A 14,654-nucleotide genomic window follows, 5' to 3' on the forward strand; every position below is an offset into this window, starting at 1 on the left:
ATCAAGCGTAGCGCCGCCCGGCGTTACGGCGTTAAAGTTTCTCGCCGTTGCTGGCAATCACTTCCTTATACCAGTTAAAGCTCTTCTTGCGTGAACGCGACATGTCGCCCGTGCCGTCGTCGTGCTTGTTCACGTAGATAAAGCCGTAGCGCTTGCTGTACTGGCCGGTGGTGAACGACACGCAGTCGATGCAGCCCCATGGCGTATAGCCCATCAGATCCACGCCGTCGTGCGTCACGGCTTTGATCATCTCTTCCACGTGGGCACGCAGGTAGTCGATGCGATAGTCGTCGTTGATGCTGCCGTCTTCTTCCACCTTATCGTAGGCGCCGAACCCGTTTTCCACGATAAACAGCGGTTTCTGATAACGTTCATACAGTTCGCACAGGGAATAGCGCAGGCCTACCGGATCGATCTGCCAGCCCCAGTCGGATGCCTTCACGTGCGGGTTTGGCACGCTGCCTTCGAAGCCGGAAATCGCATCGCCGGTACCGCCTTCCGCTTTCACCGCGTTGGTCATGTAGTAGCTGAAACCTAAGTAGTCGCAGGTACCTTCACGCAGGATCTGCTCGTCGCCTGCCTCCATTTTGATGGAGAAGCCGCGGCGCTCCCACTCGTTCAGCACGTAGGACGGGTAGTAACCACGCAGCTGGACGTCGGTAAAGACATAGCGCTCGCGCATGGATTCCTGGGCGAACATCACGTCTTCCGGTTTGCAGGAGAACGGATAGAGCGCCACCATGGCCAGCATGCAGCCGACTTTCATCTCAGGGTTGATGCGGCGCGCGGCTTTCACAGCCAGGGCGCTGGCCACAAACTGGTGGTGCAGGACCTGGTACATGGTCTCTTCCGGATTGTCATGTTCGGTATAGACCACGCCCGAGCAGCAGTAACCGAACAGCGGCGCGCGCCAGTTACGCTGGTTATTGATTTCGTTGAAGGTCATCCAGTATTTGACCTTGTTTTTGTAGCGCTCAAAAACCACTTCCGCGAAGCGCACGAAGAAATCGACCACTTTACGGTTGGTCCAGCTGCCGTACTCCTGTACCAGGTGCAGCGGCATTTCGAAGTGGGAGAGGGTGATCACCGGTTCGATGTTGTATTTCAGCAGCTCGTCGAACATGTCGTCGTAGAACTTCAGCCCCTCTTCGTTTGGCTGCGTTTCGTCACCTTTCGGGAAGATGCGCGTCCAGGCGATAGAGGTGCGGAAGCACTTGAAACCCATCTCGGCAAACAGCTTGATGTCTTCTTTATAGTGGCCGTGGAAGTCGATGGCCTCGTGGTTTGGGTAGTATTTACCCGGCACTACTTCCTGCGTGATTTCGCGCGGCACGCCGTGCGCGCCGCCGGTCAATACGTCACAAATGCTTGGCCCTTTGCCGCCTTTGTTCCAGCCGCCTTCAACCTGGTGAGCGGCAACCGCGCCGCCCCATAAAAAATCTTTTGGTAAGGTCAATTTTTTCATCGCTGCTCTTCTCAATAAATGGCTTATTGGCATCGAGTCTAGCAAAGCGAAATTGAATGTCACGATATAACAATTCCCAGTAAATGTGATTTGTTACACCAAAAAAACAGGGTGTTTTATTCTGTGAGTTTCTTCGCCAGTTTACGTCCGAGAGATTCCAGAATATAAATGACGGGAATTTGCGTGGTGATGTCATAGACGCCTGCAATACGCGTCTGAGGAACATGCCAGGATAGATTAAAGTCCGCCAGTTTTGCGAGACGCGAGTGCTCGTGGCTGGTAATAGAGAGCACCTTGCAGTGATGCAGGCTGAACTGGCTGGCGAAGCGCAGGATCTCCTCGGTCTCGCCCGAGACGGAGAGCACAATCGCCAGAGCATTTTTCGCCATATCATTGGTGACCGGGAAATAAGGGTCATCAATATGGTTACTGAATTTCCCGATATTAGAAAAGAAGCGTGCGCCATATTTTGCCAGCGAACCCGATGTTCCGGCACCGACAAATATAATTCGCTCTGACGATAAAATAATATCAACCGCCTTATCTAATAACGCATCGAACTCTTCATTATTCACGCTTTTAAAAAAGCTGATAATTTCGCTGGCACCGAAATTCGCCTGCTGGGGCTCGTTCTGTTCAAGATAAAGCTTAAAGCGCACCCGAAATTCAGAATACCCTTCGCAGTTAAGCTTGCGGCAAAAGCGCAGGATAGTCGTGGTTGAGACGTCTGCCGCATCCGCCAGCTCGCGGATGGTCATGTACATCACTTTGTCACGATTTTTTATGACATAGTTGTAGACCATCATCTCCAGGTTATTGAGACTGGCAATGGCGGAATGGGAGAACATGCTCACAATGGCTACACTCACTCATCAGACTTTTCTTCAGGGAATAATAACATGCAGCCAAACGACATCACTTTTTTTCAGCGCTTTCAGGACGACATCCTGGCCGGGCGTAAAACCATCACTATCCGGGATAAAAGTGAATCCCATTTCAAAACCGGCGATATCCTGCGGGTGGGGCGTTATGAGGATGATGGTTATTTTTGCACCATTGAAGTAACAGGAACGTCAACCGTTACGTTCGACACATTGACGCAAAAACATGCTGAACAGGAGAACATGACCCTGGATGAATTGAAAAGCGTGATCGCAGAGATCTACCCCAGGCAGAACCAGTTTTATGTAATTGATTTTAAATGTTTATAATTGAAATCGAAACGCACGTTTGCTGAAATTAAAGTGTAACTGTCTGATTGTAATTTAGAAACGTTATGTTTAACTTTATTTTAGCTAACAGGTGTTCACTGGAATCATTCTCAGTTAGCATAGTTATGCGATGAATAATCATCTTTTGTTTTCCCGGAGTTTTGTATGGTGAGCAGACCATTAATCGCACAGGGATATTCGCTGGCTGAGGAAGTAGCCAACAGCATCAGCCACGGCATTGGCCTGGTGTTTGGGATTGTCGGTTTAGTGTTATTGCTGGTGCAGGCGGTGGACGCCAATGCCAGCGCGATGGCCATTACCAGCTACAGCCTGTATGGCGGGAGTATGATCCTGCTGTTCCTGGCGTCGACGCTGTATCACGCGATCCCGCATCAGCGGGCCAAGATGTGGCTCAAGAAATTTGACCACTGTGCTATCTATCTTCTGATTGCAGGCACTTACACACCGTTTTTGCTGGTGGGGCTTAACTCACCGCTGTCGCGTGGCCTGATGATTGTTATCTGGAGCCTGGCACTGCTGGGGATCCTGTTTAAGCTGACCATCGCGCACCGGTTTAAGGTGCTGTCACTGGTCACCTATCTGACAATGGGCTGGCTGTCGCTGATTGTGGTGTATCAACTGGCGGTCAAACTGTCGGTAGGAGGCGTAACGCTTCTGGCCTTAGGCGGCGTGGTGTACTCGCTCGGCGTGATTTTCTACGTCTGCAAACGCATCCCGTACAACCATGCCATCTGGCACGGCTTTGTGCTGGGCGGCAGCGTATGCCACTTTTTGGCGATCTATTTGTACGTGGGGCAGGTGTAGTTTTTTCCACCGTGCGGGCGGTTGCCCTCTCCCCGGCCCTCTCCCACAGGGAGAGGGAGGGCACCTGGATACGATTACTCTTCTAACGAATATGGCAACGGCTCGATGCTCAGCGTGTTCGCATCGTCACGCACGCGAAACACGCTGTCGGCTTCCATGTCGTTGTTCATGACGGCCTGTACCAAAAGACGTCCATCATCCAGCTGTACGGCGGCTAACACGGTGCCGGTGCGGCGCCAGTTATCACCCATCTTCAGCTCTAAGTCTTCACCCGCTTCAGGTACACGGCTGGCATGGCCCGCCAGCGTCCACAGCGCACGTTTGTTTGCGCCGCGGAATTTTGCACGCGCCACCATCTCCTGGCCGGTGTAACAGCCCTTTTTAAAGCTGATACCCCCCAGCGCCTGCAGGTTCGTTGCCTGAGGAATAAACTGCGCGCTGTTTGCTGCGTCAATCACCGGCAGACCCGCTTCGATGTTCAGCGCCAGCCACTGCTGACTGTTGTTGAGCTGCGCTTCGCCGCGCAGCGCTTCGGTCACGCGTTCGGCTGTTGCCGCATCCGTGACTAACAGGAAACGCTCCGCCGGGTGTTCAAACCACAGGATGGAGGTCGCGCCTTCGCTGACCACCTGCTTTTCTGCATCCGGCAGTTCGCTGAAGAGATTTTTCAGCGCCGCACGCGCCTGAAAACCGGCCACTCCCAGCAGGACATGTTCGTCGTCCGGGGCGATAGTGACTTTGGAGAAGACCGCGTATTTCTTCAGCTCTTTGAGCTGGGCCTCTTGCAGGCTGCGGCGCTCAATAAAGGCAAAGCCGTCCTGACGGCGGAAGAGTCGCAGGTTGCTCCACATTTTGCCTTTTGGGTCGCAATGCGCGGCCAGCAGGTGCTGGTGTTCGGTCATCTGGCTGACGTCGGCGGTCACCTGACCCTGCAGATATTTTTCGGCGTCGGCACCGCTGAGCGTTGCCAGCGCCCAGTCATCAAGAGAAATAAGCGTCAGCGGCAGACGCGCAGAGGCGGCGGGCTGGCGAGGAGAAAATGGTGTAAATGCCATAACGATATCCTGAATTGCTTAACGCTTTGATAATGCCTAATGGTAAAAGAGCCTGCAGGCAATGCAAGCGCTTTCAGCAGACCATTTGTGCCCTAAACCGGTTATGCGTAGCGCTACGCAAAATAATGTAATCCGCTGTCTTTGTAGGGATTATTCTGGAAGCCTGCTCGGCGATCGCAATATTCCAGTAATGAAACGGTCAAAAACACGTTACACTAGCTGGTGTCCCCGTAGAGAAATAAAGAACACTGAACGGGGTGCCGACTGTGCCAAACGTAATGCAGGAAACTGAACATGGATATTAACAACAAGGCCCGTATTCACTGGGCGTGCCGTCGCGGCATGCGTGAACTTGATATTTCCATCATGCCTTTCTTCGAATATGAGTATGACAGCTTAAGCGATGATGATAAGCGTCTGTTTGTTCGCCTGCTTGAGTCTGACGATCCGGATTTATTCAACTGGCTGATGAACCACGGCAAACCCGCCGACACCGAGTTGCAACGGATGGTGCAATTAATTCAAACACGGAATCGGGAACGTGGTCCTGTGGCAATCTGATCTTCGCGTCTCGTGGCGCTCGCAGTGGATGTCTTTATTGCTCCACGGCCTGGTTGCGGCCTTTGTTTTGCTGATGCCGTGGCCGCTGAGCTATACGCCGCTGTGGCTGCTGTTACTGTCGTTTGTCGTTTTTGACAGCGTACGCAGCCAGCGTCGCATTAATGCCCGTCAGGGAGAGATTAAATTACTGATGGATTCCCGCCTGCGCTGGCAGGGTAAAGAGTGGGATATTCTCGGTATGCCCTGGATGCTCAACTGCGGCATGATGTTACGGTTACGCAAGGTGGACGGCGGGCGTTGCCAGCATCTGTGGCTGGCGGCTGATAGTATGGATGCTGCCGAGTGGCGGGACCTGCGCCGGATGCTGTTGCAACAGACGACGCAGGGGTAATGCGCGTTAGCTAAACTTTTCAGCCATTTCGCCCAGAATCTGCTCGCACCAGCTTTGCAGGCGCTCATCGCTGAGATCGTACTGGTTGGTTTCATCCAGCGCGAGTCCAACAAACAGTTCGCCGTCGGCAATAATCGGTTTTTTACTGGTGAACTCGTAACCTTCGGTTGGCCAGTAGCCGATAAACGACACTCCTTTCGGCGCCAACTTGTCATGCAGCATGCCGAGCGCGTCCAGGAACCATTCCCCGTAGCCCAGCTGATCCCCCATGCCGTACATGGCAATGATTTTGCCGTCGAGATTGACCGAGTCGAGTTGATCCCAGATGGCTTCCCAGTCTTCCTGTATCTCACCAAAATCCCAGGTTGGGATGCCAAGGATCAGGACATCGTACTGTTCCATCAGCGCGACCGCGTCATCTTTCAGGTTATGCAACGTCACCAGTTCCGGGCCAATGATGTCGCGAATTTTCTCTGCCGCCATTTCGGTGTAGCAGGTGCTGGAACCATAGAACAGACCAATATTCATCGCGTAACTATCTCAATTCTTGCTTTGACTATGCGCGTAGTGTACCAGAAACCGGTCGCAATCAGGCATAATGGCCTGACTGCAGAATCAAAGGGGCTGATGTGGAAAAGGATCTCGCACTGATCGAACAGTTTCTCGACGCGCTGTGGCTGGAGAAAAATCTGGCCGAGAATACCCTCAGCGCCTACCGTCGCGATCTCACCATGCTGGTGGAGTGGCTTGCGCACCGGGGGTTATCCCTTGCGAGCGCGCAGCGTGACGACCTGCAGGCGCTGCTTGGGGAACGTATCGCAGGGGGCTACAAAGCCACCAGTTCCGCGCGTTTGCTTAGCGCCATGCGTCGGCTGTTCCAGCATCTCTACCGTGAGAAGATTCGCGAAGACGATCCCAGCGCGCTGCTGGCTTCCCCTAAGCTTCCGCAGCGGCTGCCAAAAGATCTCAGCGAAGCACAAGTTGAGAGATTATTACAGTCACCGGCTGTTGACCTGCCGCTGGAGTTACGCGATAAAGCCATGCTTGAGCTATTGTATGCTACCGGCTTGCGCGTTTCGGAACTGGTTGGCCTGACGATGAGCGACATCAGCCTGCGTCAGGGCGTGGTGCGCGTCATCGGTAAAGGAAATAAGGAAAGGCTGGTTCCGCTGGGTGAAGAGGCGGTTTACTGGCTGGAAACGTACCTGGAGCATGGTCGTCCGTGGCTGCTCAATGGTACGTCTATCGACGTCCTGTTTCCGAGCCAGCGCGCCCAGCAGATGACGCGGCAAACGTTCTGGCATCGCATCAAGCATTACGCCACACTGGCGGGTATCGACAGTGAAAAGCTTTCGCCGCACGTATTGCGTCACGCCTTCGCGACGCATCTGTTAAACCACGGCGCTGATTTACGCGTGGTGCAGATGCTGCTGGGCCACAGCGATCTTTCCACGACGCAAATTTATACCCATGTCGCGACGGAACGCCTGCGGCAGCTACACCAACAGCACCACCCTCGTGCGTGAGTGCCGACGAATTGTAACAGGATCACATATGAAAAAGTCTTTCGCGCTGTTCACCCTGCTGGCAGCCTCATTTACCGGTTTCGCCCATGCGGACGACGCCGCCATCAAACAGTCGCTGGCTAAGCTTGGCGTCACCGGCAGCGATATTCAGCCTGCACCGGTTGCCGGCATGAAAACGGTACTGACCAACAGCGGCGTGCTGTACGTCACCGAAGACGGCAAACACATTATTCAGGGGCCAATGTACGACGTCAGCGGCGCGCAGCCGGTGAACGTCACCAACCAGCTGCTGATGAAAAACCTGAACGCGCTCGAAAAAGAGATGATCGTCTATAAAGCGGCGCAGGAAAAACACGTTATTACCGTCTTCACCGACATCACCTGCGGCTACTGCCACAAGCTGCATGAAGAGATGAAAGACTATAACGCGCTAGGCATTACCGTGCGTTACCTGGCCTTCCCGCGCGCGGGCGTGCAGAGCCAGCCAGAGCAGGACATGAAGGCTATCTGGTGTGCGAAAGACCGCAACAAAGCGTTTGACGACGCGATGAACGGCAAAGACGTTAAGCCGGCCTCCTGCGACATTGATATCGCTAACCACTATGCGCTCGGCGTGCAGTTTGGCGTGAGCGGTACGCCAGCGATTGTCCTGAGCAACGGCTATGTTGTTCCGGGCTATCAGGGACCAAAAGAGATGAAAGAGTTCCTCGACGCGCACCAGAAACAGTTTGGTGGTAAATAATCCGCGTGAAAGCCCCGATAAAATTGCGCCGCCGCGAGGCGGTTGAACCCGTTGATTTACCGGACGATCTCCCGGCGCTGCTTAAGCGTCTCTACGCCAGCCGCGGCGTGCGTCGCGCTGAGGATCTTGAACGCAGCGTGAAAGGGATGCTGCCCTGGCAGCAGCTGAGCGGTATCGAAAAAGCCACCGAAATGCTCTACAACGCGCTTCGAGAGGGAACGCGGATTGTGGTGGTGGGCGATTTCGACGCCGACGGCGCAACCAGCACCGCGCTGAGCGTGCTCAGCCTGCGCGCGCTGGGCTGCGATAACGTCACGTATCTGGTACCGAACCGTTTTGAAGACGGCTATGGCCTCAGCCCGGAAGTGGTCGATCAGGCCCACGCCCGTGGTGCACAGATGATCATGACCGTCGATAACGGGATCTCCTCCCATGCGGGCGTCGATCATGCTCACGCGTTGGGGATCCCGGTGCTGGTCACCGATCACCACCTGCCGGGCGAAACGCTGCCGGATGCGGAAGCGATTATTAACCCCAACCTGCGCGACTGCGATTTCCCGTCGAAATCCCTCGCAGGCGTGGGCGTAGCGTTTTATCTGATGCTGGCGTTACGGACCCTGCTGCGCGATAAGGGCTGGTTCGACTCTCGCGGTATTGCCGTACCGAACCTGGCCGAATATCTCGATCTGGTGGCGCTGGGCACCGTCGCGGATGTGGTGCCCCTCGATACCAATAACCGCATTTTGACCTGGCAGGGCCTAAGCCGCATTCGGGCGGGCAAGTGCCGTCCGGGGATCAAGGCGTTGCTGGAGATCGCCAACCGCGATCCGCTCAAGCTGGCGGCCAGCGACCTGGGCTTTGCTCTCGGGCCGCGTCTTAACGCAGCCGGAAGGCTGGACGATATGTCCGTCGGCGTGGCGCTGCTGCTGTGCGACAACATCGGTGAAGCGCGCGTGCTGGCCAACGAGCTGGACGCGCTGAACCAGACACGCAAAGAGATTGAGCAGGGGATGCAGGCCGAAGCGCTGACCCTGTGCGAAAAGCTTGAACGTAGCGGCGATACGCTGCCGGGCGGCCTGGCGATGTACCATCCCGAGTGGCATCAGGGCGTGGTGGGCATTCTGGCGTCGCGTATTAAAGAACGTTTCCACCGGCCGGTGATCGCATTCGCCCCCGCGGGTGACGGCACGCTGAAAGGCTCGGGCCGCTCAATCCAGGGGCTGCACATGCGCGACGCGCTGGAACGTCTCGATACGCTGTATCCGGGTCTGATGATCAAGTTCGGCGGCCATGCGATGGCGGCTGGCCTGTCTCTGGAAGAGGCGAAATTCGACGAGTTTCAGCGTCTGTTTGGTGAGCTTGTCACCGACTGGATTGACCCGGCCCTGCTGCAGGGGGAAGTGGTGTCCGATGGCGAGCTTTCACCGCTTGAGATGACGATGGACGTGGCCCAAATGCTCCGCGATGCCGGTCCGTGGGGGCAGATGTTCCCGGAACCGCTGTTTGACGGTCGTTTCCGTCTGCTGCAGCAGCGCATCGTCGGCGAACGTCATCTGAAAGTGATGGTCGAGCCCATGGGCGGTGGACCGCTGCTGGACGGCATTGCCTTCAACGTTGACACGGCGGTATGGCCGGACAACGGCGTGCGCGAGGTCGAGCTGGCGTACAAACTGGACATCAACGAGTTTCGCGGTAACCGCACCCTGCAGATCATCATCGACAATATCTGGCCAATTTAGCGGCAGTAATCTCTATAAAAAAGGGCGTGGATTCGGTACAATCCCGCTCTTATCACCGCATTTTGACAAGTCCATAAAAGAAAACAGACCATGTTTGAAATTAATCCGGTAAAAAACCGTATTCAGGACCTCACGGAGCGCTCTGACGTTCTTAGGGGGTATCTTTGACTACGATGCCAAGAAAGAGCGTCTTGAAGAAGTAAACGCCGAGCTGGAACAGCCGGACGTCTGGAACGAACCTGAACGCGCACAGGCGCTGGGTAAAGAGCGTTCCTCTCTCGAAGCTATCGTAGATACGCTGGATCAAATGGCCCAGGGGCTGGAAGATGTTTCCGGTTTGCTGGAGCTGGCCGTCGAAGCCGACGACGAAGAAACCTTTAACGAAGCCGTGGCAGAACTCGATGTGCTGGAAGAGAAGCTGGCGCAGCTTGAGTTCCGTCGTATGTTCTCCGGCGAATACGACAGCGCTGACTGCTATCTCGATATTCAGGCGGGTTCTGGCGGCACCGAAGCGCAGGACTGGGCCAGCATGCTGACGCGTATGTACCTGCGTTGGGCAGAAGCGCGCGGCTTCAAAACCGAAATTATCGAAGAGTCTGAAGGTGAAGTTGCGGGTCTGAAATCCGTCACCATCAAGATCATTGGCGATTACGCCTACGGCTGGCTGCGTACCGAAACCGGCGTTCACCGCCTGGTGCGTAAGAGCCCGTTCGACTCCGGTGGCCGCCGTCATACCTCCTTCAGCTCCGCGTTTGTTTACCCGGAAGTTGATGAAGATATTGATATCGAAATTAACCCGGCGGACCTGCGTATCGACGTTTATCGCGCATCCGGCGCGGGTGGTCAGCACGTTAACCGTACGGAATCGGCGGTGCGTATTACCCACATTCCTACCGGGCTGGTAACACAGTGCCAGAACGACCGTTCCCAGCATAAGAACAAAGACCAGGCCATGAAGCAGATGAAAGCGAAGCTTTATGAGCTGGAGATGCAGAAGAAAAATGCTGAGAAACAGGCGATGGAAGACAACAAGTCCGACATCGGTTGGGGCAGCCAGATCCGTTCTTACGTCCTTGATGACTCCCGCATCAAAGACCTGCGTACCGGGGTTGAAACCCGCAACACGCAGGCGGTGCTGGACGGCAGCCTGGACCAATTTATCGAAGCAAGTTTGAAAGCAGGGTTATGAGGAACCAACATGTCTGAACAACAAGCACAGGGCGCTGACGCGGTAGTCGATCTTAACAACGAACTGAAAACCCGCCGCGAGAAGCTGGCAGCGCTGCGCGAGCAGGGCGTGCCGTTCCCGAACGATTTTCGTCGTGACCATACCTCAGACCAACTGCACGCTGACTTCAACGCTAAAGAGAACGAAGAGCTGGAAGCGCTGAACGTTGAAGTGGCCGTTGCAGGCCGCATGATGACCCGTCGTATCATGGGTAAAGCCTCCTTCGTGACCTTGCAGGACGTTGGTGGCCGTATTCAGCTGTACGTTTCCCGTGACGACCTGCCGGAAGGCATCTACAACGAGCAGTTCAAGAAGTGGGACCTGGGCGATATCCTGGGCGCGAAAGGTAAACTGTTCAAAACCAAAACCGGTGAACTGTCTATCCACTGCACCGAGCTGCGTCTGCTGACCAAAGCCCTGCGCCCGCTGCCGGACAAATTCCACGGCCTGCAGGATCAGGAAGCGCGCTATCGTCAGCGCTACCTGGATCTCATCTCTAACGATGAATCCCGTAAGACCTTCAAAATTCGCTCCCAGATCATGGCCGGTATCCGCCAGTTCATGGTCAACCGCGACTTTATGGAAGTGGAAACCCCAATGATGCAGGTGATCCCTGGCGGCGCGTCTGCGCGTCCGTTCATCACCCATCATAACGCCCTGGACCTGGACATGTACCTGCGCATCGCGCCGGAACTGTACCTGAAGCGTCTGGTGGTCGGTGGTTTCGACCGCGTGTTCGAAATCAACCGTAACTTCCGTAACGAAGGTATCTCCGTTCGTCATAACCCAGAGTTCACCATGATGGAACTCTATATGGCGTATGCGGATTACAAAGATCTGATCGAGCTGACCGAATCCCTGTTCCGCACCCTGGCGCAGGACATTCTGGGCACCACGCAGGTTCCATACGGTGAAGAAGTCTTCGACTTCGGCAAGCCGTTCGAAAAACTGACCATGCGCGAAGCGATCAAGAAATACCGTCCGGAAACCAATATGGCGGACCTGGATAACTTCGATTCTGCGAAAGCGATCGCGGAAAGCATCGGTATCAAGGTTGAGAAGAGCTGGGGTCTGGGCCGTATCGTGACCGAGATCTTCGAAGAAGTGGCCGAAGCGCACCTGATTCAGCCGACCTTCATCACCGAATACCCGGCTGAAGTCTCTCCGCTGGCGCGTCGTAATGACGAGAACCCGGAAATCACCGATCGCTTCGAATTCTTCATCGGCGGCCGCGAAATCGGCAACGGCTTTAGCGAGCTGAACGATGCGGAAGACCAGGCTCAGCGCTTCCAGGATCAGGTTGACGCGAAAGCGGCAGGCGACGACGAAGCGATGTTCTTCGACGAAGACTACGTGACCGCGCTGGAGCACGGTCTGCCACCAACGGCGGGCCTGGGGATTGGTATCGACCGTATGGTCATGCTGTTCACCAACAGCCACACCATCCGCGACGTGATCCTGTTCCCGGCGATGCGCCCGGTGAAATAAGGCGTTAAGATGTAAAAAAAGCCCCGAAAGGGGCTTTTTTATTGCGCCGCGAAGGCTTTGAGTTTTTCGCGGGCGGTTGTCGCTTCCATGACCATCCACGGGCTAAAGGCCCAGGGCGTCGCGTCCAGCGCGCGGAATAACGCGTCCAGCTCAACCCACTGATAGTCCATCACTTCATCTTCGTTTATCGTCACGTCATTGGTGATGCGGGCCGCGAATACAGGGCAAATTTCGTTTTCCACAATCCCCGACGGGTCGGTTTCCCGATAGCGAAATTCAGGGGCGACGGCGGTGATGTCGGTCAGCTCAGCGCCCACTTCAAAGCGGCAGCGGCGGATTATCGCCTGTATCGTCTCTTCGCCGGACTGCGGGTGGCCGCAGACGGAGTTGGTCCAGACGCCGGGCCAGGCTTTTTTGGTTAAGGCGCGCCGGGTGATCAGACATTCGCCGTTTGCGTTAAAAAGCCAGGAAGAGAAAGCCAGATGCAGCGGGGTATGTAAGGTGTGTGCGGCATATTTTTCCTGAGTGCCAATCACCATTCCCTGGTCGTTTACCAAAATAACGTGTTCTTGAATACTCATTGATGCTCCAGTGCCAAAATGCCGAGTGGTTCAGCACCATCAGCCGGGACATTATACTGCATTCTTATACGAACGGTTTGGCGCGTAGAGCGGAAAAGGGCATGACCCATATTCGTTTTGGCTGTTATCATAGTGCGCCATTCACGCTGACCGAGGATCTGTTTTGTTTGCAGGAAGCCTGACGAGAAACCCCATCACCGCCATTTTTTGCCTGACGCTGACGCTATTGCTGGCGGGCTGTTCAGGGAGCAAATCTTCGGATATGGGCAGCTATTCCGGTTCGGTCTATACCGTTAAGCGCGGGGATACGCTGTACCGGATTTCGCGCGCAACGGGGACCAGCGTGAAGGATCTGGCGCGGCTGAATAACCTCTCTCCGCCCTACACCATCGAGGTGGGGCAGCAGCTGAAGGTTAGCGGCGGATCGTCCTCGGGCAAAAAATCCTCTTCGAAAGGCAAAACCGCCAAAGTGACGCCGTCCTATCAGGTGCCGCAATCATCATGGCCGCCGGTTGGACAGCGCTGCTGGATTTGGCCTGCCAGCGGTAAAGTGGTCGCCCCTTACTCACTTTCTGAAGGTGGCAACAAGGGTATTGATATCGCCGCTGCACGCGGTACGCCGGTTTATGCCTCCGGGGCCGGGAAGGTGGTTTACGTGGGTAACCAGCTGCGCGGCTACGGTAACCTGATCATGATTAAGCATGGCGAAGACTACATCACGGCCTATGCGCACAACGACACGATGCTGGTCAACAACGGGCAGAACGTCAAAGCCGGGCAGAAAATTGCCACCATGGGCAGCACCGGTACGGATGCGGTGAAGCTGCATTTCCAGATTCGCTATAAGGCGACGGCCATCGATCCGCAGCGTTATCTGCCTGTGCCCGGCAGCAAACCGAAGTGCTAAGTGATTATTTTATCGCCGGTTAGTTGTTAAGAGGCTTGTATGAAGGTGCGTAAGGTCTATAATGCCATACGCACCTCAAAGCGGGCGTAGTTCAATGGTAGAACGAGAGCTTCCCAAGCTCTATACGAGGGTTCGATTCCCTTCGCCCGCTCCAGCTTTTCCTGATGTTATCTTCCTTTGCCTGTTTTTATCCTGTCCACGCTTTCCCATACAGATATCGTCATGCTGTTGATTGATAACTTCAAAGACGTTATCGCGCGAGCCCCATATTCAGCACTGAATTATCAGACTCCATCAGAGTTTGCAGCACGATGAGTACGACGGGTAATTTAATCAGCACTACTCGCTGACGTTTACATCTCATTGTTGGGAAGGTTAGTTAATATTTTGTGAAAGAAGGAACCATGATCGAATAATAAAGCTTTCAGAAACTACACTCTTCTTTATCACGGATTTTTATTTTTTTAGACTTAACGCAAATATTACTACTAATTATAGTAGCCCTCTTTTTGAGACTATTCTCTATTGCGTCGGAGCTGGCATAATTAAGAAAACCAAAAAATATTATCCTTTTATATGCGCTATTACAGCAAAGCCGTCTTTTTTTGCTCGTTATTTTTTTGCTCTCTGAGCCATGCAGCCCCCCTTACTCCTGCTGACCGGGACACCGTGCGTCAGCAGCAGGAGGAACTGTTATTAAAGTACCAGCAACAGCGTGAAGAGCTGGAGCGGAGTATTCCTCGCCCGGCGCCTGACAGGCCTCTGCCTGCAGCCGGCACCGGGCCCTGCTTCACCATTGATACCATTACCCTTTCCGGCACGACCCTCATTTCCCCGAAAACCCGGCAGGCCCTTGTCGCGCCGTGGCAGGGCCGGTGTCTGGATATGGCGAAAATAACGGAGCTTCTCGCCCGTATTTCTGACTGGTATATCAG

The 14,654-nt window shown here is 54.7% G+C and carries 16 protein-coding genes and 1 tRNA gene; 12 read left to right on the forward strand and 5 right to left on the reverse strand.

Annotated elements, in window-relative coordinates:
* Positions 1–31 precede the first annotated feature (31 nt).
* On the reverse strand, positions 32–1,465 hold the full coding sequence (gene bglA / locus QMN93_RS19610; RefSeq protein ID WP_033146593.1) for a 6-phospho-beta-glucosidase BglA: 1,434 nt from the start codon (positions 1,463–1,465) through the stop codon (positions 32–34).
* A gap of 116 nt (positions 1,466–1,581) precedes the next feature.
* Positions 1,582–2,313 carry a MurR/RpiR family transcriptional regulator gene (locus QMN93_RS19615; protein WP_032660101.1) on the reverse strand — a complete coding sequence of 244 codons (732 nt, stop codon included), beginning with the start codon at positions 2,311–2,313 and terminating at the stop codon, positions 1,582–1,584.
* Positions 2,314–2,364: 51 nt separating this feature from the next.
* On the opposite strand from QMN93_RS19615, the gene yqfB reads away from it, so the two are divergent.
* Both yqfB and QMN93_RS19625 read left to right on the forward strand, forming a co-directional pair.
* Complete coding sequence (gene yqfB / locus QMN93_RS19620; protein ID WP_047060448.1) at positions 2,365–2,676, forward strand: N(4)-acetylcytidine aminohydrolase; 312 nt, start codon at positions 2,365–2,367, stop codon at positions 2,674–2,676.
* A gap of 165 nt (positions 2,677–2,841) precedes the next feature.
* Positions 2,842–3,501 carry a hemolysin III family protein gene (locus tag QMN93_RS19625; RefSeq protein WP_023309101.1) on the forward strand — a complete coding sequence of 220 codons (660 nt, stop codon included), beginning with the start codon at positions 2,842–2,844 and terminating at the stop codon, positions 3,499–3,501.
* Positions 3,502–3,575: 74 nt separating this feature from the next.
* Here the strand turns inward: QMN93_RS19625 and ygfZ are convergent, their stop codons facing one another.
* On the reverse strand, positions 3,576–4,556 hold the full coding sequence (gene ygfZ, locus QMN93_RS19630; protein ID WP_033146590.1) for a tRNA-modifying protein YgfZ: 981 nt from the start codon (positions 4,554–4,556) through the stop codon (positions 3,576–3,578).
* 294 nt (positions 4,557–4,850) lie between these two features.
* Here ygfZ and sdhE point away from each other — a divergent pair, with 294 nt between their 5' ends.
* Together sdhE and QMN93_RS19640 are read left to right on the forward strand one after the other, a co-directional pair.
* Positions 4,851–5,117, forward strand: a complete 267-nt coding sequence (gene sdhE / locus QMN93_RS19635) for an FAD assembly factor SdhE (protein WP_010435322.1) — start codon at positions 4,851–4,853, stop codon at positions 5,115–5,117.
* Entirely contained in the window at positions 5,098–5,508 is a 411-nt protein-coding gene (locus QMN93_RS19640; RefSeq protein WP_021242050.1) for a protein YgfX, read from the forward strand. Before sdhE ends, QMN93_RS19640 begins: the two co-directional genes overlap by 20 nt.
* Before the next feature lie 6 nt (positions 5,509–5,514).
* On the opposite strand, the gene fldB is transcribed toward QMN93_RS19640, so the two are convergent.
* On the reverse strand, positions 5,515–6,036 hold the full coding sequence (gene fldB, locus QMN93_RS19645; protein WP_023309099.1) for a flavodoxin FldB: 522 nt from the start codon (positions 6,034–6,036) through the stop codon (positions 5,515–5,517).
* 101 nt (positions 6,037–6,137) lie between these two features.
* On the opposite strand from fldB, the gene xerD reads away from it, so the two are divergent.
* The 5 genes from xerD (at position 6,138) to lysS (ending at position 12,231) form a co-directional block, all read left to right on the forward strand.
* Positions 6,138–7,034, forward strand: coding sequence for a site-specific tyrosine recombinase XerD (gene xerD / locus QMN93_RS19650; protein WP_023309098.1), 897 nt, complete (start codon positions 6,138–6,140; stop codon positions 7,032–7,034).
* 28 nt (positions 7,035–7,062) lie between these two features.
* Positions 7,063–7,776 (forward strand): bifunctional protein-disulfide isomerase/oxidoreductase DsbC, encoded by a 714-nt coding sequence (gene dsbC / locus QMN93_RS19655; protein ID WP_047060452.1) that lies wholly within the window; start codon positions 7,063–7,065, stop codon positions 7,774–7,776.
* 5 nt (positions 7,777–7,781) lie between these two features.
* Positions 7,782–9,515: a single-stranded-DNA-specific exonuclease RecJ gene (recJ, locus tag QMN93_RS19660; RefSeq protein ID WP_069303274.1), complete on the forward strand. Its 1,734-nt coding sequence runs from the start codon at positions 7,782–7,784 to the stop codon at positions 9,513–9,515.
* Between the two features lie 90 nt (positions 9,516–9,605).
* Positions 9,606–10,704, forward strand: a protein-coding gene (gene prfB, locus QMN93_RS19665; protein WP_096151315.1) for a peptide chain release factor 2 whose coding sequence is annotated in 2 segments (ribosomal slippage) — positions 9,606–9,680 and positions 9,682–10,704 — 1,098 coding nt in all. Because the reading frame shifts where the segments join, the coding sequence is not laid out codon by codon here.
* 9 nt (positions 10,705–10,713) lie between these two features.
* Positions 10,714–12,231, forward strand: coding sequence for a lysine--tRNA ligase (gene lysS / locus QMN93_RS19670; protein ID WP_193139932.1), 1,518 nt, complete (start codon positions 10,714–10,716; stop codon positions 12,229–12,231).
* 38 nt (positions 12,232–12,269) lie between these two features.
* On the opposite strand, the gene idi is transcribed toward lysS, so the two are convergent.
* Entirely contained in the window at positions 12,270–12,812 is a 543-nt protein-coding gene (gene idi / locus QMN93_RS19675) for an isopentenyl-diphosphate Delta-isomerase (RefSeq protein ID WP_033146588.1), read from the reverse strand.
* 163 nt (positions 12,813–12,975) lie between these two features.
* On the opposite strand from idi, the gene actS reads away from it, so the two are divergent.
* The 3 genes from actS to QMN93_RS19690 all read left to right on the forward strand — a co-directional run.
* On the forward strand, positions 12,976–13,719 hold the full coding sequence (gene actS / locus QMN93_RS19680; RefSeq protein ID WP_064673270.1) for an amidase activator ActS: 744 nt from the start codon (positions 12,976–12,978) through the stop codon (positions 13,717–13,719).
* An 80-nt stretch (positions 13,720–13,799) separates the two neighbouring features.
* Positions 13,800–13,873: transfer RNA gene (locus QMN93_RS19685), tRNA-Gly, on the forward strand.
* A gap of 515 nt (positions 13,874–14,388) precedes the next feature.
* Positions 14,389–14,654: POTRA domain-containing protein (locus QMN93_RS19690; protein ID WP_323619895.1), on the forward strand; the 266-nt coding region annotated here is incomplete at its 3' end.

The organism is Enterobacter sp. R-1.6.2, from assembly GCF_035064085.1.
Classification (GTDB): domain Bacteria; phylum Pseudomonadota; class Gammaproteobacteria; order Enterobacterales; family Enterobacteriaceae; genus Enterobacter; species Enterobacter asburiae_B.

What these genes read in the sequence shown, in the direction of transcription:
- QMN93_RS19615 (WP_032660101.1), bottom strand. Translation starts at nt 2,313, where the DNA reads ATGTTCTCCCATTCCGCCATTGCCAGTCTCAATAACCTGGAGATGATG.
- ygfZ (WP_033146590.1), bottom strand. Translation starts at nt 4,556, where the DNA reads ATGGCATTTACACCATTTTCTCCTCGCCAGCCCGCCGCCTCTGCGCGT.
- QMN93_RS19625 (WP_023309101.1), top strand. Translation starts at nt 2,842, where the DNA reads ATGGTGAGCAGACCATTAATCGCACAGGGATATTCGCTGGCTGAGGAA.
- lysS (WP_193139932.1), top strand. Translation starts at nt 10,714, where the DNA reads ATGTCTGAACAACAAGCACAGGGCGCTGACGCGGTAGTCGATCTTAAC.
- bglA (WP_033146593.1), bottom strand. Translation starts at nt 1,465, where the DNA reads ATGAAAAAATTGACCTTACCAAAAGATTTTTTATGGGGCGGCGCGGTT.
- sdhE (WP_010435322.1), top strand. Translation starts at nt 4,851, where the DNA reads ATGGATATTAACAACAAGGCCCGTATTCACTGGGCGTGCCGTCGCGGC.
- yqfB (WP_047060448.1), top strand. Translation starts at nt 2,365, where the DNA reads ATGCAGCCAAACGACATCACTTTTTTTCAGCGCTTTCAGGACGACATC.
- idi (WP_033146588.1), bottom strand. Translation starts at nt 12,812, where the DNA reads ATGAGTATTCAAGAACACGTTATTTTGGTAAACGACCAGGGAATGGTG.
- fldB (WP_023309099.1), bottom strand. Translation starts at nt 6,036, where the DNA reads ATGAATATTGGTCTGTTCTATGGTTCCAGCACCTGCTACACCGAAATG.
- dsbC (WP_047060452.1), top strand. Translation starts at nt 7,063, where the DNA reads ATGAAAAAGTCTTTCGCGCTGTTCACCCTGCTGGCAGCCTCATTTACC.